At 39.3% G+C, this 20585-nt stretch carries 22 protein-coding genes and 1 tRNA gene; 13 read left to right on the forward strand and 10 right to left on the reverse strand.

The features are described 5' to 3' along the window. Entirely contained in the window at nucleotides 1-909 is a 909-nt protein-coding gene (locus IEV69_RS06220) for a GYDIA family GHMP kinase (RefSeq protein WP_188440577.1), read from the forward strand. A 52-nt stretch (nucleotides 910-961) separates the two neighbouring features. Here the strand turns inward: IEV69_RS06220 and IEV69_RS06225 are convergent, their stop codons facing one another. The 6 genes from IEV69_RS06225 to IEV69_RS06250 form a co-directional block, all read right to left on the reverse strand. Continuing rightward, nucleotides 962-3082, reverse strand: a complete 2121-nt coding sequence (locus tag IEV69_RS06225; protein ID WP_188440579.1) for a peptidylprolyl isomerase — start codon at nucleotides 3080-3082, stop codon at nucleotides 962-964. 175 nt (nucleotides 3083-3257) lie between these two features. Continuing rightward, a complete protein-coding gene (locus tag IEV69_RS06230; protein ID WP_188440581.1) occupies nucleotides 3258-3458 on the reverse strand; it encodes a hypothetical protein in 201 nt (66 codons plus the stop codon). After that, nucleotides 3451-4020: an LPS export ABC transporter periplasmic protein LptC gene (gene lptC / locus IEV69_RS06235; RefSeq protein WP_188440583.1), complete on the reverse strand. Its 570-nt coding sequence runs from the start codon at nucleotides 4018-4020 to the stop codon at nucleotides 3451-3453. Before lptC ends, IEV69_RS06230 begins: the two co-directional genes overlap by 8 nt. Nucleotides 4021-4022: 2 nt before the next feature. Continuing rightward, nucleotides 4023-5396 (reverse strand): tetratricopeptide repeat protein, encoded by a 1374-nt coding sequence (locus tag IEV69_RS06240; RefSeq protein WP_188440585.1) that lies wholly within the window; start codon nucleotides 5394-5396, stop codon nucleotides 4023-4025. 28 nt (nucleotides 5397-5424) lie between these two features. Further along, a complete protein-coding gene (bamG, locus tag IEV69_RS06245; protein WP_188440587.1) occupies nucleotides 5425-6669 on the reverse strand; it encodes a BamG family beta-barrel-assembly machinery protein in 1245 nt (414 codons plus the stop codon). Then, nucleotides 6666-7397 (reverse strand): type III pantothenate kinase, encoded by a 732-nt coding sequence (locus IEV69_RS06250; RefSeq protein WP_188440589.1) that lies wholly within the window; start codon nucleotides 7395-7397, stop codon nucleotides 6666-6668. Before IEV69_RS06250 ends, bamG begins: the two co-directional genes overlap by 4 nt. 175 nt (nucleotides 7398-7572) lie before the next feature. Here IEV69_RS06250 and IEV69_RS06255 point away from each other — a divergent pair. Continuing rightward, nucleotides 7573-7645: transfer RNA gene (locus IEV69_RS06255), tRNA-Phe, on the forward strand. A gap of 171 nt (nucleotides 7646-7816) precedes the next feature. On the opposite strand, the gene IEV69_RS06260 is transcribed toward IEV69_RS06255, so the two are convergent. Further along, entirely contained in the window at nucleotides 7817-8542 is a 726-nt protein-coding gene (locus tag IEV69_RS06260; protein WP_188440591.1) for a fibrobacter succinogenes major paralogous domain-containing protein, read from the reverse strand. A 210-nt stretch (nucleotides 8543-8752) separates the two neighbouring features. Here IEV69_RS06260 and IEV69_RS06265 point away from each other — a divergent pair, with 210 nt between their 5' ends. Genes IEV69_RS06265 through IEV69_RS06315 form a run of 11 tightly spaced genes read left to right on the forward strand, consistent with a single transcriptional unit; the run spans nucleotide 8753 to nucleotide 17872 of the window. Further along, nucleotides 8753-9088 carry an arsenosugar biosynthesis-associated peroxidase-like protein gene (locus IEV69_RS06265; RefSeq protein ID WP_188440593.1) on the forward strand — a complete coding sequence of 112 codons (336 nt, stop codon included), beginning with the start codon at nucleotides 8753-8755 and terminating at the stop codon, nucleotides 9086-9088. Nucleotides 9089-9147: 59 nt separating this feature from the next. Next, the gene (arsS, locus tag IEV69_RS06270) at nucleotides 9148-10212 is read left to right on the forward strand and encodes an arsenosugar biosynthesis radical SAM (seleno)protein ArsS (protein ID WP_188440595.1); all 1065 of its coding nucleotides are present in this window, start codon (nucleotides 9148-9150) and stop codon (nucleotides 10210-10212) included. Further along, a complete protein-coding gene (locus IEV69_RS06275) occupies nucleotides 10212-10709 on the forward strand; it encodes a rhodanese-like domain-containing protein (RefSeq protein ID WP_188440597.1) in 498 nt (165 codons plus the stop codon). The genes arsS and IEV69_RS06275 overlap by 1 nt, the downstream gene beginning before the upstream one ends. Nucleotides 10710-10715: 6 nt before the next feature. Further along, nucleotides 10716-11324 carry a TIGR04282 family arsenosugar biosynthesis glycosyltransferase gene (locus IEV69_RS06280; RefSeq protein ID WP_188440599.1) on the forward strand — a complete coding sequence of 203 codons (609 nt, stop codon included), beginning with the start codon at nucleotides 10716-10718 and terminating at the stop codon, nucleotides 11322-11324. A 36-nt stretch (nucleotides 11325-11360) separates the two neighbouring features. Further along, complete coding sequence (locus IEV69_RS06285; protein ID WP_188440601.1) at nucleotides 11361-12173, forward strand: purine-nucleoside phosphorylase; 813 nt, start codon at nucleotides 11361-11363, stop codon at nucleotides 12171-12173. Between the two features lie 50 nt (nucleotides 12174-12223). Further along, nucleotides 12224-13192 (forward strand): arsenosugar biosynthesis arsenite methyltransferase ArsM, encoded by a 969-nt coding sequence (gene arsM, locus IEV69_RS06290; RefSeq protein ID WP_188440603.1) that lies wholly within the window; start codon nucleotides 12224-12226, stop codon nucleotides 13190-13192. 9 nt (nucleotides 13193-13201) lie between these two features. After that, the gene (locus IEV69_RS06295) at nucleotides 13202-13915 is read left to right on the forward strand and encodes a DUF547 domain-containing protein (protein WP_188440605.1); all 714 of its coding nucleotides are present in this window, start codon (nucleotides 13202-13204) and stop codon (nucleotides 13913-13915) included. 4 nt (nucleotides 13916-13919) lie between these two features. Beyond that, complete coding sequence (locus IEV69_RS06300) at nucleotides 13920-14603, forward strand: TIGR04283 family arsenosugar biosynthesis glycosyltransferase (protein WP_229741364.1); 684 nt, start codon at nucleotides 13920-13922, stop codon at nucleotides 14601-14603. Between the two features lie 26 nt (nucleotides 14604-14629). Beyond that, on the forward strand, nucleotides 14630-15931 hold the full coding sequence (locus IEV69_RS06305) for an NAD(P)/FAD-dependent oxidoreductase (RefSeq protein ID WP_188440609.1): 1302 nt from the start codon (nucleotides 14630-14632) through the stop codon (nucleotides 15929-15931). Further along, entirely contained in the window at nucleotides 15931-17508 is a 1578-nt protein-coding gene (locus tag IEV69_RS06310; RefSeq protein WP_188440610.1) for a 4Fe-4S binding protein, read from the forward strand. The genes IEV69_RS06305 and IEV69_RS06310 overlap by 1 nt, the downstream gene beginning before the upstream one ends. A 7-nt stretch (nucleotides 17509-17515) precedes the next feature. Then, the gene (locus IEV69_RS06315) at nucleotides 17516-17872 is read left to right on the forward strand and encodes a hypothetical protein (protein ID WP_188440612.1); all 357 of its coding nucleotides are present in this window, start codon (nucleotides 17516-17518) and stop codon (nucleotides 17870-17872) included. A 65-nt stretch (nucleotides 17873-17937) separates the two neighbouring features. Here the strand turns inward: IEV69_RS06315 and IEV69_RS06320 are convergent, their stop codons facing one another. From IEV69_RS06320 to IEV69_RS06330, 3 genes are all read right to left on the reverse strand, one after another. Next, nucleotides 17938-19008: an endonuclease/exonuclease/phosphatase family protein gene (locus IEV69_RS06320; RefSeq protein ID WP_188440614.1), complete on the reverse strand. Its 1071-nt coding sequence runs from the start codon at nucleotides 19006-19008 to the stop codon at nucleotides 17938-17940. A gap of 66 nt (nucleotides 19009-19074) precedes the next feature. Continuing rightward, nucleotides 19075-19485: a DUF2784 domain-containing protein gene (locus tag IEV69_RS06325; RefSeq protein WP_229741368.1), complete on the reverse strand. Its 411-nt coding sequence runs from the start codon at nucleotides 19483-19485 to the stop codon at nucleotides 19075-19077. A gap of 100 nt (nucleotides 19486-19585) precedes the next feature. Beyond that, a complete protein-coding gene (locus IEV69_RS06330) occupies nucleotides 19586-20584 on the reverse strand; it encodes a fasciclin domain-containing protein (protein ID WP_188440616.1) in 999 nt (332 codons plus the stop codon). Nucleotide 20585 lies beyond the last annotated feature (1 nt).

Below are 20585 nucleotides of genomic sequence, written 5' to 3' on the forward strand. Positions count from 1 at the left end.
TTGAAAACCACCTTTTACAGTAACGGAAAACTACTACTCAGCTCTGAATATTTCGTTTTAGACGGCGCTGAAGCCTTGGCTATTCCCACTAGTTACGGACAAAAACTAGAAGTGAATCCTATTGTTGGAACAATTTTAAATTGGAAGAGTTTTGACCATCAAAACCACCTTTGGTTTGAAGGAAATTTTGATATCGGAGACTCTTTTCAAATACGCTCGTCTTCAAACAAAAAAATCGCTCAAACTTTACAGAGTATTTTAACTGAGGCAAAAAGTCTAAATCCATTTTTTCTTTCTGAAAACAAAGGGTTTGAAGCTCAAAGCCATATGGATTTTCCAAGAGAGTGGGGCTTGGGAAGTTCTTCAACTTTAATCAATAATGTTGCCCAATGGGCCCAGGTGGATGCTTTTGAGTTACTTCAAAATAGTTTTGGAGGCAGCGGTTATGACATTGCGTGTGCGCAACACAACACCCCTTTGGTTTATTCCAATAAAACTTCCCCTCCAATTGTTAGAAAGGTGGAATTTAACCCTGCTTTTAAAGATGCACTCTTTTTTTTGTATCTCAATAAGAAACAAGACAGTAAAGAAGCAATCCATCACTACAAGAAAACAGCGGTTGCCACAAAAGAACAAATAACCGCTTTTGATAAGCTCACCCAGGAGATTCTAAATGCAACAAATTTAAGGGATTTTGAAAACGCATTGAATACTCACGAAAACCTGATTTCAGAACTACTTGGATTGGAAAAAATAAAAGATCGCTTGTTTTCAGATTATGAAGGGGCTGTCAAAAGCCTTGGGGGTTGGGGTGGAGATTTTGTTTTGGCCACCGGTTACCAAGCTGTTTCCTATTTTAGGAAAAAAGGCTATAAAGTTATAATCCCTTTTAAGGAAATGATAAAATAAAAAAGCCCTTCAGAAATCTGAAAGGCTTTTTTATTAGGTGATGAATTTTTAATTAATAAAAATTCGCTCTTCTGTCATCGATATCTGCTTTCTTTTTCAGTGCATTGAATACTCCCGTAGTAAGGCCAGCTGTTCTTCTGTTTTTCAATTGAGAAACATAAGCTGAATAGTTTTCAACATCAGCAGCTTCTGTTTTTGAAAGCACTCTTACTTTGTAAATACCGTTTCTGCCTTCTATAAGTCCGGAGGTTTCACCTTGGTTCAATCCAAATGCGGCGCCCACAACTTTTGGCTCAGTACCTGCATCGGGAATTACAGGTGATTTCCTGTTTAAAGCATTTGCTCTTTTAACTGTTGTATTGTGGGCAGATGCGATTTCTTCAAGAGTGGTTTCTGTAACTGAAGCCATCAATTGCTCAGCTTTTTTCTCATTTTTAACCAAGGGTGTCACCTGAGCTGAAGCATCTGAAGCAGACAAAAGACCTTTTTTAGTTTTTGCAGTTAACTGTACTATTGCATATCCACTATTCACATTGAAACGTTTTACATCACCTACGTTAGTTTCTTTGTTGAATGCCCAGTTAACAATTTCTCTGTTATTCCCTATTCCGGGAATGTTTTCTTCCAGTTCACCAATTCTGTTAACAGGCCTTACATCCACCATAGCTTCTTTTGAAGCAGCCATAAAGTCGGTTTTTGAGGCATCAGATTCAAAGCGAGTGGCTTCTGTGAATGTTTGGTTTAAAGTTTCTTCAGAAGGCTCAATATCCTTTGTAATGAAAGCAACTTTAATTGCTTTTTGAATATTTTTTTGATCTTCAATACTGATTACGTGAAAACCAAAATCGGTTTCAACGACACCTTTCTCCCCAACATTATTGTTGAAAATAAAATCATCAAACTCTTCTACAGTAGCCTGTGGAGGTAAATAACCCAAGTCACCATTATTTTGAGCAACGCTTGGGTCGTTTGAAAACTGACCAGCCAATTCTTCAAATTTTGAAGCATCCCGTTTGATGACATTTAACAAGCTGTCTGCTAGTGTTTGTGCCTGTTCTTTGGGTCTGCTTACATCACCTGCTGTTTGTAAACCATCCCAGGAAATCAAAATGTGTTTTGCCTGAACTGAATCTGCAAGTTGGCGTTGATCAACTATTTTTGCTAAGTTATATTGCTGTTCAGTTTTATAGGGGCCGAATAAGGCTCCAACATTCATAGAAAATAAAGTATCTGCAACATCTTGAGGAAGTTGACTTTTAAAATACCAGCGATCATTGTAAGGACTGTCAGAATGCTGTGTTAGATAGGTTACATAGTCAGTCACATTTGCAAATCCGGGTACAGTATCGTTTTGCTTGGTGATAGCGTTGTATTCAAGTTGTGGTTGTAATAAAGCGGTAATTTCTTCTTCAACTTGAGCTTCGTCAGATGAAGTAGGTTCTTCAGAAAACAAAACATATTGAATGTCAACAGCAGCTTCTGCCTGGTAACGTTGAGCATTTCTCTTGATGTAGTCTTCGATATCGCTTTCATTTACCTGAATTTCATCATCTGAAATATTTGAATAAGGGATTTGAATAAATTCAATATCAACTTTGTCGTTTTCAAGCTTGTATTCTTGCTTCCCTTCATAGTTGATTGGGTTAAGCCCGGCACTAATTAAAGTATAATATGTTTGCTCTTTTGCATTTTGGCTAACACTGTTTTCAAATTGCACAAACTGAGTGTACATTTCAGGTGCGTTTACTTTTACATCTGCAAGATATTCCTGCAATTTGTAGTTATCAAAAACACCAGCTTCATTGGTAAAAGTTGGGTTTCCGGCCAGATTTTCTGCTAAAGCATTTTGTAGTTGGTCATCACTTATCTGAAGACCTAGTTTTTCAAACTGCTCTTTAAGCAGGGTTGAACGTAACTCATTGTTCCAAACAGCATTTACAGCCTGAAGACTTGTAGCATTACTGCCCATATTTCTGAGAGCATTCTCAACTTTGGTAACAAATTCTGTCCTTGAAATGTCATTCCCATTTACAGTTGCAATAGTGTTTTGCTCCTTGTTTGATGTAAATCCACCTGAATCAATAACATCCATAAAAACAAAAGAAAAGAGCGCAAGCGCTATAATTACAATTAAGAATACTGATTGTTGTCTAATTTTATTTAATACTGCCATCTTTCGTATAGATTTATAGGGGGCGAAAATACCAATTTTGAACAACTTATGAAAAACTTATTCATCAAAAGTTTACTTATTTTTTGAAAATAATTTTTTGGAGGGTAAAAAAAAGGAATTAGTAATATATAATTCTGTTTTACAGCCAATTAAAACAAACACTCAAAAGTTGATATTAATTATCTTGCTGTCGTTTTTCAAGTTTTTTTCGGAAGTTGCGCTTAAAGAAGTACATAAAAATGGAAACCACTGAAAAAAACAAAAATAAATAGGCGCGGTCTCTGTCAGAATTCCAACTTGTAACAACTGCAACAACAGAGAGCACAAACATTACCAAATAGGCATATTCAAATATTTTATAAACTTTTTTATTCATCTTCTATAGTTTTATCTACGATTTGCACTCCCACATTTCTTCTCGAAATGAAATTACTAAAATCCTCACTTGAATCAAAGCGAGATCCATCATTAAAAGAGCCGTCTTTAAATTCAATACGGTAAGGTTGGTCGGTAAACACCCATTTGTTTTTTTGATCCCAATACAGTTGGTTGGCGTTTAAGGTGACGCTATCACTGGTAACAAGTACCACATTTCCTCTTAAATCAACAAGGTTTGATTGGTCAAAATGAATTCCGTAATCTGAAGTTACTGTGTTTTTATCACCCTTTTCATCCCAAAAAACAACTTCAACACCATCGGGAAATTCTGTAAAAGAATAGTTGTAATTTGAGAAATCAAGTAAAGTTGGAGTGATTAAATTAGCTACAAGTTTACCGGAATCAGTATGTTTAAGATTCACCCCCTTACCCTCAGCCACTGGACCCAGGTCTGCTATGCTGAGTTGTTGTATCTGCCTGTAATTATCTTCACAAGCAAAAAGCGTTAGGACTGCAAGAACAGTCATAACGCTTTTAAAACTTGTGTGTAAAAATTTCATTCTTATAGATTTGGAACTCTAACACTGCCACCCACCCAGCATTTGCCGAATGAGATGGTCTTGCCTTGCATTCCTTCCTGGAAAATAAGTCCTCGGCTTGGAGCACGTTGCATATAACTGTTTGCTGCAGCATTAGCATTTCCGGCAACAGAAGGGTCAACGCGTGCTGCGGTTCGAGCAAGGTCTGCAGCCAACCAGTTTATAGCTCTTCTTTCAAATACATTATCTCCACAGTTGTTTGAACTGTTAGCAATCATACTTGCAATTTGAAGATATGCTCTACCATAAGATGGTTTTGCTTCAATTGCCTTTCTATAGAAAGTTCTGGCGTTGCTTAAACTTCCGGTTTTTCTATAGTTTTCACCAAGCTTATAGTAAGTATCTGCTTTTTTGTTGTTATTCGTTTCAAGTTCTGCTGATTGTAAAAAATAATCCAACGCAACTTTTGATTTGCCATCAGCTTCTGCCAATTGACCTAGGTAATAGGCAGATCTAGAAGAAGGATTCAGGTTGTGAAGTTCTTGTACCAATTTAAAGAACAATGGATCTTCACATTCTTTTGCCGAAAGTCTTCCCGCTGCAGACTGTAGCCAGTCTACATCAGTTTTCTTTTCTTCAAAATCTTTATTGTATAAAGGAATTAAGTTTTCACAATCTGCCAGGATTCCCAATTTACCGTTTACACTTCCTTTAACTTGAGAATAAGCTCTTAGGTTAGTTTCACCAGCACTCAAGAGTTTTTCTTCAGATTGGCTCAGTTTAGTACCAGCATCCTGCTTTTCGATTAAAGGTGTAATTCTTGCAGCCAAAGAGTTTTCTTCTTCTTCAATTTTAGCAATTAATTCATCATATAGTTCAAAAACTTCAGAAACGTCTTTTTTACCTGCTGCTTGTAAGTCTACTGCCAAGGAAAAATAGGTGTATAACGACTTTGGACTTGTAAAATTTTCTTTATCTTTTTTATAAGCAGCATCAAACGCATCAAACATGTCCATAGCAGTTCCTATTCTGTTATCAAACATAACTTGGGCAAAATCTGCCAACATGGTTCCTTCTTTGGTTTTTTCAGGAAAATACTGCAAACGCTCCCTGTATAGTTTTTTGTATTCATTATACTCGGCCATTTTCTGATCTTCTTCTGCGTTTTCGATACGGTGTTTGTATAGTCTTTCACCATATTGATACATCGATAAGTGAAAATCAGGACAATCTCTTCTTAAGTTTTGCAAATGGGGATATGCTTCAGTGTAGTTTTCAACTTTAGCAGCGTCGGTAAATAAGGTTAGTGTTATCACACACTCCTCATTTGTATTTGCAACAGTTGCATTGCTTACAAGGAAAAAACTAAACAGTAATAATGTGGCTTTGATTTTCATTTTCATTGTTTTTATCTAAAAATATATATTAATCATAAAGTGTTTTTATAAACCAGCGATCGTTGAGCGATAAGCTTATAATAGTATTGAAAAAGTTTTCCTGAACGAGTCCGCTGTTTTTTGTACCGCGGCTTCCAACCTCAAATCCGATGTTGAAATTGGAAAACATTCTACCCACCGGTAATCCTACTCCAAAAGATATGCCAAACTCATTTATGTTTTCGTTGTTCACAATAAGACCGGTATCTTCATATCTTACTCCTGCTCGATAAGTAACTTTGTTAAAGTAACTTGAAAGAGAATTGTAACGAGGGGTATAAAAACCTCCTAATTTATATTTTGAGGCATCTTTAAAACTCACATTGTCCAACGTAAATGTTCTATTGCTATTCCCACTTGTTTTTTGAGAAGTATATTCAGCACCTATAAACCATTTTCTGGGTTGACCAACTCCAAAACCTACTGTAAATTGTGAAGGCAATGTAAGCTTCGAGTCATCAACATCCACTTCACGAACATCTACATCTACCTGAAAATTCAAATCAGGTACAAAAACGCTGGCAAATTCCCTAAAATTTTCGGAAGTCAATTTGGTTTCTGGAGTAAATGTTGCTGAAGAATACATCTCCAGTTTATCAGTGAGCATTCTTTTGTATGTAGCCCCAAAGTTCAAGCTAAATCCAGATAGGTTTGACCTGTTTGTTTCACGGGTCCCAAATTCTACATTCTGATTAAAAAGCAGGGTATTATTGATGATGTTTCCAAAATTGTAATTTGCATCTATCCCAACACTCAACTCTTTATTAATTGCATAAGCCAATGAAAGAAACACCTTATTCATACCACCTTCTCCGGTATTTTGAACAATAGCCTCTGAAGATTGCCCCTCAAGGCTATATCCTACAGAAGTTAGTGGTAATATTCCAAAACCAGCACCAAATTTTTCACCCAAAGGAATTCCAAGAGCCAAATAATTTACAGAAGTAGAAGAGGCTTTGCCTGTTTCCAATTCAGTTTCCTGAGTGATGTATTTATGAGTACCGCCAACTGAAAACGTTACTAGTTTAAGATGAGCCAATCCGGAAGGGTTTTGCAGATTCAAGTGGATGCTGTCTGAAAACATACTTATTCCACCCATGCTTCTGTTCTCGACCGTTCCTTTAAAATTGAGGGACCCAACTCCAAAATAGGAATATGGAGAAGAAGTAGCCTCTTGTGCCGAGGCAATAGAAGTAATGCATATCAGAACGATTACTAAAATTCTTTGTATCATGCAGTTTGGTTATATTCTAATAAAAAGTTTAACCCTTCAAGGAGAAAATTTGAATTCGCAAATATGCTATTTTTTAATCTATCTCGCAAAAAATGCGCATTTCCACCTGTTAAAATAACTGTTAAATCTTTATTTTCTTGTTTATATTGGGAAATAACGCCATCAATTTCAAAGCTAATACCAAACACTACACCAGAATGAATGGAGGTTTGTGTTGAATTACCAATAATATTTTCTGGTGCATTTACATCAAGCAAAGGGAGTCTTTCTGTAAATGCATTGAGCGCCTTGTAGCGCATATTAATTCCGGGGGATATAGCTCCTCCTTTATAATGCCCCTCAGAGTTTATAAAATCATAGGTGACACAAGTGCCCATATCAATCACTAAACAATTTTTGCCTGGAAATTGATCAAAAGCCGCAGAAACCAAAGCAAGACGATCTACTCCAAGGGACTTTGGAGTTGTATATTCATTCAAAAATGGCATCTTACTTTCAGGCGTGAAATAGATTGTCTGAAAGTGTTTATTGATTCTTGAAGTGCTCTTTTCAGAAAAACTTCCAACCACACTTAATATCGCCTTCCTTACCTCAGAGAATTCTTCCAAAACGAGATCCAGGGTTTTGTCAAAATCATTTTTTACTACAATTTTTTTATATACGATGGTTTTACCGCTAAAAACGGCCATTTTCACCAAAGTATTACCAACATCAACTACTAAGTTCATTTTGAAAGTACTAAAGTGGCAAAAATACGATTTGGTTTTTAAATTGGTCTCTCAAAAGTTAGAAATAAAAACTTTTTTTATTTTTATGTTTTGTGCAAACTAAAATAACTTTATATTTGCAGCCGCTTAGGCAACAAAAAATGTTGTTTTTGCAGGCAACGTTCAAAATTTTGCCGGTACCTTAGCTCAGTTGGTAGAGCAACGGACTGAAAATCCGTGTGTCCCTGGTTCGATTCCTGGAGGTACCACTTTAAAACCCCTGTAAGCACTATGTTTATAGGGGTTTTTCTTTTTTGTGTGCTGATTTGTGTGCTATTAAAAAACAGCTACATTAAAAATATAGCGGTCTTTATTAAGTGTGTAAAACAAATCCTTAAGATGTCGTACCATCTAATTCAGATTTCCTGTTTAATAACGCATTATAAATCTTTCACGCATCGAACACTAAAGCCACTTCGCTTATCATTATAAAATTTCACTACAAAACTATTGCTATAACTTAAATGGCGATACCAGGCATTGTGTTCATTACTTTCTTCTTCACTCCAGTAGAATACTAAATTAGTTATGGCTTTAAATTCCCCTAAAGAATTTCTTGCTCCACTTGCAACTGCATTGAATCCACTGGTATTTACAGCTCCCACATTTGGTTCAGCCCAATTTGTGCTTCCTATTTCCTTCATTTTTCCAGCAGCTACATTATCTCCACCTAAACAATCAACCAATGGAGTCCATTCTTCAGATTTTGGAACGTGCCAGCCTTCCGGCGCAAGACCTCTTGGATCATTTACAGCATACCAGTTGTAAAGCTTTCCGTGAACTAACCCTACTCTATTTTCATTCTCATAATAACACCAGGCACCTGTTTTTAATTTAGCCCATTCCTCCTGATCTTGAACCTGCGGGATTGTATCTCCATTTCTATAACGAGAAACATTCAAATTTTCTATCATCCACTCTCTTCCGTCACACATTTCCAAGGTTCTGTAGACATTTCCATCTATATCTTTTACAGATGAAGATTTATAGACTGGAATTACTGTGTTTGAAGTAAATTTTTCTTCACTTTTTGTGTTTGTCTCCTTGTTCTTACAGCTTAACATAGCTGTAAAAACCATCAACAAAACTATCCTTATTCTAAACATACTTTTAAAGTGTTTTAACACAACATTAACAAATCTAAACAAAACATTCAACAAAAAAAACTATCCTAACAACTTTATTTGAACAAAAAAATATCCATTGTAAGTAGTAGTTGACCAATACGACTCAATGAGTATATTTAACATTCTTTCAAGATTGTAAAAACCAAAGAACCCTTACTTTCGTAAATAAAATTAACCAACACTTTTCTTATGGACAATAACTATTACGATCCGAAAGACCTAAAAAAATTTGGAGATATCACCGAATGGAGTGAAGAACTGGGCACCAAATATTTTGACTACTACGGCAAAGTATTTGAAGAAGGAGCACTCACTGCAAGAGAAAAGGCACTAATCGCCCTTGCTGTTGCCCACACTGAGCAATGTCCTTACTGTATTGATGCTTACACGGTAGATTGCCTGAAACGCGGCGTCACCAAAGAACAAATGATGGAAGCTATACATGTGGGAGCCGCTATCAAAAGTGGTGCAACACTGGTGCACGGGGTGATGATGATGAATAAAGTAAACAAACTGGACGGATAATTGTTCAAGGTTCAAATGTTTATGGTTCAAAGTTCTTTTGTGCCCAATAAAATTAAATTATGACAAAACTTAAATTACAATCCCTTCATAAACGCGAAAGCGAACTGGCTTACGCCGAAAGGCAATTGGAAATTCTCTCCAATGGTATTTTCAAAAGTGGTGAATTACCTAAATTCAAAGACAAAATTGCTGAAATAGGTCAGTCGCCATTAAAACCAAAAAAACTGGAAATCCTGCAAATCAACCTGGGTTATATGTGCAACCAAGTGTGCTCCCATTGCCATGTGGATGCCGGTCCGGATCGAAAAGAAATAATGACCCGTGAAACCATGAAACAATGTCTGGAGGTTATCAAAAACACCGGAGCACACACGCTGGATTTAACAGGAGGAGCGCCGGAAATGAACCCCGATTTTCGCTGGTTTGTGGAAGAAGCCTCCAAAGCAGGCATCGAAGATTTTATCGTACGTTCCAACCTGACGATTATTCGTGCCAATAAAAAATACCACGATTTACCGGAGTTCTTTAAAAAGCACAATGTGCATGTGGTTTCCTCTATGCCCCACTGGACAAAAGGAAAAACAGACAAACAACGTGGCGACGGGGTGTTTGACAAATCAATCAAAGCCTTGCAGGAACTTAACGCTGTGGGGTATGGTTTACCTGATAGCCGGCTACGATTGGATTTGGTTTACAATCCTTCGGGCGCCTTTCTTCCCGGCGATCAAACCAGCATGGAAAAAGATTTTAAGAAAGCACTACAAGAAGATTTCGGTATCCGGTTTCACAACCTTTTTGCCATTACCAACCTACCCATTTCACGCTTTCTGGACTACCTCATTGCTTCCGAAAATTATGAAGACTATATGTACTCCTTAGTGGAAGCCTATAACCCTACTGCAGTAGAAAATGTGATGTGTAGAAATACATTGTCCATAAGCTGGGACGGCTGGTTGTATGACTGTGATTTTAATCAGATGCTGGGGCTTAAAGTAGACAGCAAGATCAAACACATTAAAGAGTATAATGAAGATTTGTTAAATAATAGAAACATCATCATTTCCCAACACTGTTATGGTTGCACCGCCGGTGCAGGGAGCAGTTGTCAAGGTTCTGTAGCTTAATGAAACATCTCCTATACATACTCCTGTTTACATTGAGTTTCCAGACTTTCAGTCAGGAGACTTTGGACGATGTTTTGGCCAAATACACTACAGGAAGTGTACCCTACATTTCTGTGGAACAATTACAGAAAACAATGAAAACCGGTGAAATCATAGTGCTGGATGCCCGTGAAAAAGAAGAATTTGCCGTGAGCCATCTTTCCAATTCTATTTGGGTGGGTTTTGATAGTTTTTCACTGGAACAGACCCTACAAAAATTCCCAGATAAAAATGCAGAAATCGTGGTATACTGTTCCGTTGGGGTGCGGTCAGAAAAAATTGGTGAAAAACTCCAAAAAGCGGGATATACCCAGGTAAAAAACCTTTATGGTGGTATCTTTGCCTGGAAAAACAACAATCTACCTGTTTACGATAGAAAAGGGAATAAAACCGAAAAAATTCATGCCTATTCCAAAAAATGGGGCAAATGGTTGGAAACAGGTGAAAAAAAGTATTAAAAACCTATGAACACAAGCAGATTACTACTCATTTTTACTAAAAACCCGGTGCCCGGTCGTTGCAAAACCCGCCTGGCAAAAACCATAGGCGATGTGGCCGCCACAGAAGTATATAAAGTATTATTGCGACACACAGCCTTAGTTACTAAACCATTAGACGCCATCAAAGAAGTACATTATTCCGATTTTGTAGAAGAAGACGATATGTTTTCAGATACCTTTATTAAAAAGGTGCAACAAGGAAATGATTTGGGCGATAAAATGAAAAACGCTTTCGCAAAAGGATTTCAGCAGGGGTTTAAACACATCATTGTCATTGGTTGCGATTTGCTGGACATCACTACCGAAGATATCGACGGGGCTTTTAATGCACTGGAAACCTTTGACTATGTACTTGGCCCTGCCGAAGACGGTGGTTACTATCTGTTAGGCATGAACAAACCCAACAACACGCTCTTTGAAAATAAAGACTGGGGCAATAACAGCGTTTTACAAGACACGCTAATCGACTTAAAGGACGAACATCTTGCACTTTTGGACGAACGCAACGACATCGACACTTATGAAGACCTGGAAGAGTTCAAAGAATTAAAAGAATATTTATTAAACAATTAAATTATTTCCCAAACCTACAGGGAGTTAAGAATGACAATGAAAGAACATTTAAACAAAACCGTACAATTTCTAAAAGAACGCGGCTTCGGCACTCCTGAAATTGGTATTATTCTAGGCACCGGCCTCGGTAAACTTGCCGATGCCATTACCATTGAAGTGGAAGTGAGTTACAACCATATCCCATATTTCCCCACTGCAACTGTGGAGTTTCATCAGGGGAAATTCCTTTTTGGTGAGCTTTCCGGGAAAAAAGTGGTAGTAATGCAAGGGCGGTTTCATATATACGAAGGATATTCCATGCAGGATGTAACCTACCCTGTTCGAATCATGGAGCAATTAGGAATCAAACAATTATTAGTATCAAACGCCGCCGGAGCCATCAACCTCAACTTTAAAAAGGGCGAACTCATGCTCATTGAAGACCATATCAACTTGCAAGGTGACTCACCACTAGCGTTCAAGGGAGTCTCTCAACTGGGGGAACGTTTTGTGGATATGAGCGCTCCTTACGATAAAAAAATGAGCGAAACACTTATTTCAATTGCAAAAGAAAAGAACATCACACTGCATCAGGGCGTGTACGTTTCCGTTGTGGGCCCACAACTGGAAACACGCGCCGAATACCGTATGCTCAAAATCATGGGTGCTGATGCCGTGGGGATGAGCACCGTGCCGGAAGTGATTGTGGCCAACCACCTTAAACTTCCCGTTATTGCAGTTTCTGTATTGACTGATGAATGTGACCCCAATAATTTAGCACCGGTCAACATCAAAGAAATCATGGCCATGGCCAACAAAGCCGAACCTAAACTAGTCACCTTGTTTAAAAATTTAATTGCAACGTTTTAAAAAATAATCCAGCCACACTCTTCTATTGAAGAGGTTATAGAAAATAATTTATGAACTACTTAGACACTACCTACGACGTTTACAAAGAAGCAGCCCTTACTCCCGATGTGGGATTATGCTGTACCACCAATCCCATTTGGGAATTACCCGGATTGAAAATCCCAAAAATCATGCAGGAAATGAACTACGGTTGCGGAAGCACCGTTCATGCCCGCGACCTTTCCAACAATCCAAAAATGCTCTATGTGGGCGTGGGCGGTGGAATGGAACTCCTTCAATTTGCTTACTTCAATCGTCAAAAAGGAGGTGTTGTGGGGGTCGATATGGTGGATGAAATGCTGGAAGCCTCCCGCAAAAACTTTATCGAAGCAGAATCCCAAAACCCCTGGTTCAAAAGTGACTTTGTTGAACTCAAAAAAGGAGATGCACTCCACCTTCCGGTAGAAGACAATTCTATTGATGTGGCTGCACAAAACTGCCTGTTCAACATTTTCAAAGCCGAAGATTTAAAAAAAGCCATCGATGAAATGTACCGTGTATTAAAACCCCACGGAAAACTGGTGATGAGCGACCCCACTTGTGAGCAACCCATGAACGAAACCTTGCGCAACGACGACCGATTGCGTGCCCTTTGCCTAAGCGGAAGTTTGCCCATTGCAGAGTATGTAAAAGCACTTACCGATGCCGGTTTTGGAACCATTGAAATACGCGCCAGAAAACCTTACCGCATCCTTGATCCAAAACACTACCCTACTGACGAACTCATTTACATTGAGTCTATAGAAGTCGCAGCCATTAAAGACCCAATGCCTGAAGACGGCCCGTGTATTTTTACAGGAAAAGCAGCTATTTTCTATGGTAATGAAACTTATTTTGATGATAAAAAAGGACACATATTACTAAAAAATCAACCGTTGGCCATTTGTGATAAAACTGCTGATGCCTTAGTTGATTTAGGTCGTAATGATATTTTTATTAGTGAATCAACTTTCCACTATGATGGTGGCGGGTGTTGTTAAACCAATCCTATGAAAACAGTTCTGATATTTTTATTCGTTTCAATTTGTTCATTTGCCTACTCCATTGAACAAAAATTAGATCATTCCCTTTGGAATGAATTACTCGAAAAACACGTTGACACGAAGGGCAATGTTGACTATAAAGGGTTTTTAAATGACCGTGACGAATTAAAAAAATACCTCGATCACTTATCTCAAAACCCTCCAAGTGAAAACGAATCTAAAAACGCACGTTTGGCTTACTACATCAACGCATACAATGCCTTTACAGTTGAATTAATTCTAGAAAACTATCCGGTAAAAAGCATTAAAGACATCCGAAATCCCTGGGGGCAAAATTTTATCACGCTGGGCAATGAAACAATTTCACTCAATGATATCGAACACAACATTTTAAGAAAAATGAACGAGCCCCGTATCCATTTTGCCATCAACTGTGCTTCAGTTTCCTGCCCCAAACTGTACAACAAAGCTTTTACTGCCAATCAACTGGAGGCACAACTCGACAAAGTTACCCGTGCGTTTATCAACTCCCCTGAAAACGTCATTTCAGGAAACGAACTGGGACTTTCCAAAATATTTAAATGGTATGAAAAAGATTATCTGGTTAATGGAATCCAATCCCTTGCCCATTTTGTAAGTCAGTATACCGATGTAAAAATCAACCCCAATGCCAAGGTGCATTTTCTGGATTACAACTGGGATTTGAACGAAAATGAATAAGCCCATGACCCTGAGCATAATCATTCCGGTTTTAAATGAAGAAGAAAACCTTAAGGTGCTGCTCCCCTTTTTGAAAAAAAACGCAAGCGGAAACATAGAAATTATTGTTGCCGATGGAGGAAGTATAGATGCTTCCCTTGACGTGGCTAAACATGAAAATGCTGTTGTAATTCCTTCAGAAAAGGGAAGAGCCAAACAAATGAATGCCGGGGCAAAAGCAGCAACCGGATCGGTTTTATATTTTTTACATGCCGACACCCTTCCGCCGAAAGGCTTTGACAAACACATTCTTGAATCCCTAAAAAAAGGAAAGCCTGCAGGATGTTTCAGGATGCGGTTTGACAGCAACCACTGGTGGTTACAACTCGCAGGATGGTTTACAAGATTTAATATAAAGTCCTTTCGGGGTGGTGATCAAAGTCTTTTTGTGACCAAAAATTTATTTAACGAAATTGGCGGTTATGATGAGGCGTATATTATCTATGAAGACAATATCCTGATTGCTGAACTTTATAAACGAAATACTTTCACCGTTCTCCCGCAAGCGGTTACAACTTCCGCCAGAAGGTATCGCGAAAAAGGTGTTTGGCGGCTACAGTATCATTTTTGGAAAATCCATTTTATGAAACGAATGGGGTATTCACCGGAACGGCTTTATGGATATTATAAAGAATTCATCGCCAATTAATGTATCTTTAAATACAATTTCAAGACATGCAACACATCGTCATTATAGGAAACGGCATCGCAGGCATCACTGCAGCCCGGCACATCCGGAAACTTTCAGACAATAAAATTACCGTCATTTCCGGCGAGACCGATTATTTTTTCTCTCGCACGGCCTTGATGTACATCTATATGGGACATATGAACTATGAACACACCAAACCCTATGAAGACTGGTTTTGGGAGAAAAACCGTATCGAACTCAAAAAAGCGTGGGTTTCCAAAGTTACCCCTGAAGAAAATAAACTGACTTTCGCTAATGGCGAAACGATGCACTATGACCAACTCATCATCGCTTCAGGCTCCAAGTACAACAAGTTTGGCTGGCCCGGTCAGGACTTAAAAGGCGTTCAGGGATTGTATTCCAAACAAGATTTAGACCTACTGGAAGAAAACGCCCCCAACAACGAAGTATGCAAACATGCAGTGATTGTGGGTGGCGGATTGATTGGTATCGAACTCGCCGAAATGCTCTCTACCCGAAAGATTCCCGTGACCTTTCTGGTGCGCGAACATAACTTCTGGGATAATGTGCTTCCGGAAAGTGATGCCATACTCATTAATAACCACATCAAAGAACACCATATTGATTTGCGATTGGGCGTAAACCTGAAAGAAATACTCGGGGATGAAAACGGACGGGCCCACGCTGTGATTGTAGAAGAAACGGGGGAAGAAATACCCTGCAACCTAGTGGGGCTTACTGCCGGGGTTACACCCAATATCGATTTTTTAAAAGACAGCGGTATTGAACTCGGCAAAGGAGTTAAAGTAAACCGCTATTTGAAAACCAACATTGAAAATATCTATGCCATTGGCGACTGTGCCGAGCAGCAAGAACCCACAGGAAACCGAAAACCGGTGGAAGCTGTCTGGTACACCGGGAGGATGATGGGCGAAGTGGTGGCACAAACCATTTGCGGAAACAACATGCCCTACAAGCCCGGACATTGGTTTAACAGCGCCAAGTTTTTTGATATTGAATACCAGACCTACGGCTGGGTGTTTTCCAAACCCAATGAAGGCGAAAGCCATTTTCACTGGCACCACGAGGATGGCAAAAAAGGCATCACCATTTGTTATGAAACCCAATCCCGAAAGTTTTTAGGCATCAACACCTTTGGCATCAGATTGCGTCATGAAGTCCTGGATCGCTGGCTTACAGAAGGTAAATCAGTCGAGGATGTTGTTGCTAACCTCCACCAAGCCAATTTTGACCCGGAGTTTTATAAGCGCTATGAAAAGCAAATACAACAAGAGTTTACAACAGAACAAAAAATCAACGTATAATGGCCCACAACATTTCAGCAACCGGAGATACCACTTACGCCCTTTCGCTTCAGCAAAAACTGGCTACGTTACTTGGTTTTGTGGGTCTGTTTATACTCACACTGGCGACCTTTAATACAAGTTTCCCAAATAAGACCCTGTGGCTCACGCTTTCCCTGGGAGCCATTTGCGTCGGGATTACCTGGTTTAGTGTCAACCAATACCAAAACAAAACTGCCGGTATCAAAAACGATGGCGTGTATATTAATGCGTTTACTTCCCGTGGTTTTTGGGCGTGGATGCTGGGAATCTTTCTTACAGGCTTCTATATCGTGCTGTATTTTTATCCGCAATACCTTGGCTTACGCGAAAACGACAACACCGGACTCATCGCCCTTTTTGACCCCTTGAGCAAACTCTTGAGTGGCAATCCGGCGAGTCAGTGGTTTGTCTATGGCACCCTGTACACTATTGCCATCGTGTTTTTTGGGGTAAAATTTATTTATAAATACCGCCACAACCATTATCAGCGGCTACGCACCTTTTCGGTGATGTTTTTTCAATTGGGCTTTGCCTTTTTGATTCCGGAATTTATGATGCGTTTAAACAGCGAAAGTTTCGCCCTGCCTTACTACGACCTGAAAAATATCTGGCCACTCAACTATTACAACTTTGAGCAATACCGTGTGGATGAGTTTATTAGTGCGGGGAGCATCGGTATTGCCTTGTTGATTTTTGGTCTAGCATCCATTTTTATTATCACCCCTATACTCACCTACAAATATGGCAAACGCTGGTACTGTTCCTGGGTGTGCGGCTGCGGCGGACTCGCAGAAACTGCGGGTGATTCCTTCCGGCATTTAAGTGATAAACGCTTATTTGCATGGAAAGTGGAGCGCTGGGTAGTGCACAGCGTATTGGTTTTTGTGGTGTTGATGACCACAGCGGTGGTCTATTCTTATCTGGGTGATGGCTCAAAAGGCTACTGGCTGACGCGTGATGTATTTCTGATTGGAGTAGCTCTTTTGCTCACAGCTGTTTTTGCCGGCGTGATGATTTTCAAACGCAATGAATTTAAAAAAGATGCCTTCTATGGCGCTACCGGTTACTTTATAATCATACTCGTGCTCATTGGCCTTCATTATTTTCAAGGGTCGCAATTGTTTTTGTTTGAAACCGAAACCCTAAGAAGCACCTATGGTTTCCTTATCGGAAGTATTTTTGCAGGTGTGATTGGTACCGGGTTTTATCCCATTTTTGGCAACCGGGTATGGTGCCGTATGGGTTGCCCGATGGCAGCCATACTGGGTTTTCAACAACGCCTGTTTTCAAAATTCAGGATCACCACCAACGGCGGGCAGTGTATCTCCTGTGGGAATTGCTCTACCTATTGCGAAATGGGCATCGACGTGCGAGCCTATGCACAAAAAGGCGAAAACATCGTGCGCTCCAGCTGTGTGGGTTGCGGTATTTGTGCCGCGGTTTGCCCCAGAGGCGTACTGAAACTGGAAAACGACAGTATGAAAGGTAGAATTAATTCCAATGATGTTTTATTAGGGAATGATGTGGATTTGATGACGTTGGTAAATGAAAAATAATAGTATCTTGATTAAAACAGTAATTATAGTGTGTCTTCTTTTTACTGTTGATAGTTTTTCACAGGAAAAAGAAACCATCCCTCAAGGCACATTCAACTATGAAATGTATTTTGCCGAGTTTGGCGGGAGAATGGAAAACAGTACCTGTAATGTAGAAATTAAAGACAACAGAATCAAAGTTTTACAAGATGGAACCACAAACTTTATGGGAGGGAAAGTTATATTTGAAGGTTTAGTCATAAGACACAAATCTGATGTATGGATTTTAGCACGTGATGAAGAGGATAAAAACGCAGAAGAGATTGGTGGCTGTACCGAATTTCCTGTCATTTATTTTGATTGTAAATTGATTGAATGGTGTTGATTTTAGAAGTCAAAAGATGAAGTTTAGACTCTTAAAATGGCATTAGTGTATAAAAGATCAATTCTTTACTGGTCGTTTTTATTTGCTTTTTCGATATCCTCCTCAGACTGTTCCAGTTCTTCTTCCGTTGGTTTTTCTCTTTCTTGAATGACCGTCATTTCAGGTTCAAAGCTCAGCTTGGCAAAATAGGGAAAATGATCAGAACCCACATGGTCTCCCAGGGAAATATCTACCACCCGAAATTCTTTAGAAACAAACAAGTGATCCAATGGCCAGCGTAGAAGCCAGTTATTCGCGCTGTAGGAATTAAACATTCCTCTGCCAACCCTAGGATCCAGTAAGCCACTGACATTTTGAAATAACAAGGTAGATTGTGACCAAGCCACATCGTTAAAGTCTCCGGCTACAATTACCGGTAGTTTGGAGTCTTTTGCCATTTCAGCAATCATTTGCATTTCTGCATTCCGGTCTGTGGCTTTAGGATTGTGTTGTGGCATGGGTGGTGTGGGGTGTATTACATGCAATTTGACCTCTTGTCCAGAAGGCAATAGCAAGACGGAATGCGTGGAAGGTATTTCATCATCCACTAAATATTTTATTTCTGGAGCAATCAATTTGTATTTGGAGTACAACAACATCCCAAAAGTATTTGAAAGCGGTTCTTCTACTTTAAAAGGATAGTTCTCTGACAATATTCGTGACACTTCATTCATCCATCTGTCGTTGGTTTCCAAAAGTATCACCAGGTCTGGGTCATACTCCTTTATTTCATTTAAAACCTTCGAATATTCTTCACTTTTCTCCAAAACATTGATCGACAAAATACTGATAAAATTAGTAGCGTCTTTGCTATTAGCATTCAAAACCTCAACGTTTGCCACAGTGGTGTATGGAAATATCTTCACTATTTGAACCAAAAAACAAACCGAAATAATTAAAATAAATGTATAATCCCCCCAATAACGCATATCAAATCGAAAAAAGTAAATCAACAAAGCAAGAATTGTAAACGCCGTTAATTGCAAATGAGGAAAATCAAAAACCCGTATCCACCAATAGTCAAGCGCCACAAAAGGCAAAATAGTAAAGAGAACGGCAATTCCGCCAACAATTTGTAAAAAAACCTTGAATTTCATAGGTAGTTACTATGGGGAATTAAACGTATAAATCCCTTAAATATAACCATTTCCGTGTTTGTCTGATTATTTCTTTCTCATAAAATTTACCCAAAACGAACATATCAAAGCCGCCACAGTAAGTATCAGTGTCCAGGTATTGACCAAATCTGCACCGGGCAACCAACCCGTAAACTTCTCAATTAAAAAAGCGATGTAGCTGTTGGGCATGCCCGTTTCACCCAGTTTGCGCAGTACTTGATAATGCCAATCAGTTAAAAAACAATAGCCAAACCCATACCAGATGCCCAAAACACCCCATGAAAACAGGGTAATCACCAAACTGTAAAAATGCAATCTTCTGGTTTTGGGAACCAACCATCCAAAAAGGTTGAATATGATCAACACTGTGTGAAAGACAAAGAAGAAATAATTTAAAAAATGCAACCAAAAAGCGTCCATAACCGTGTTCGTTTTAAACTGAAAAAAGGTACGCATTTTTTAAAACACATACCTTTTTAAATCACAACACCAATGGGGAAGGAAGTCCATTGGCGTTGTTCAGCTAATTAACACACAAAACAAATTATGCTTCTTCTTATAAGTTTGGTAGTAATACCCTGTCTATCACATGCACCACTCCGTTTGTAGTTTGCACATCCGGAATGACCATATTGGCTTCAGCGCCTCCGTTTCCGGCGCCGGTAACAGTAAGCGTTTCATTCATAAAGGCTCCTAAAGTCAACGGATCGCCACCCAAAGGAGTCACTGTTCCCGCATCGAGTTCGCTGGTAAAGCTGTCACCCACAAGTACGTGGTTCAACAACACCGTTGCAACAACTTCCTGTGGCAATTGTCTGATATCTGCCGGTTCATTGAACGTCAGTCCGAGTGCGGTGCCTAAATCCTTAAATGCCTGGTCAGTGGGCGCAAAAACTGTGAATTCAGAACTGCCGGGAGCGGCTGTCAGCGCCTCTACAAGATCAGCATAGACTACCGCTTCCACTAAAAAGGACAATTCAGGTGATGTAAACACACTGGCACTTTGAAGCGCGATGGCAGACTGTACTATATCTACGCCTGTAGCGATCATTACTTTATCGATGACGTGTACCGTTCCATTGCTGGCAGCTATATCGGTCGCAAGGATTTTAGAGCCGTTGATATAGGTATCATTACCTCTGGTGATAAAACGTCTGTCAGGTCCCAAAGCGGAAGCAGACATACCACCGGCCATAATATTACCGCTCAATAAGTCTCCGTTGGAAACGTGATAGAGTAAAGTGCTTGTCAAAAAGGGCTTTTGCAACACCCCCAGGGTTTCTTCATTCAATCCCAAACGGGCAAACGCGTCATTGGTAGGTGCAAAAACGGTATAGCTTCCTGAGGGATCATTGGGGTTTGGGTTGCTCAATGTTACGGCAACTTCGCCTGCAACGGCTGCTGCTTCCAGCGTACTGAAATCAGGGTTTGAAACTGCTATGTAGGCAATAGAGGGCAATTCGTCTTCAAAATTGGATTCAGTTTCACAACCGAACAGCATCAGAGTTACCGTGAGGGGCAAAAAAAGGAACTTGAATATATTTAGATTTTTCATT

The organism is Planktosalinus lacus, assembly GCF_014640155.1.
In the GTDB taxonomy this organism is placed as follows: Bacteria; Bacteroidota; Bacteroidia; order Flavobacteriales; family Flavobacteriaceae; genus Planktosalinus; species Planktosalinus lacus.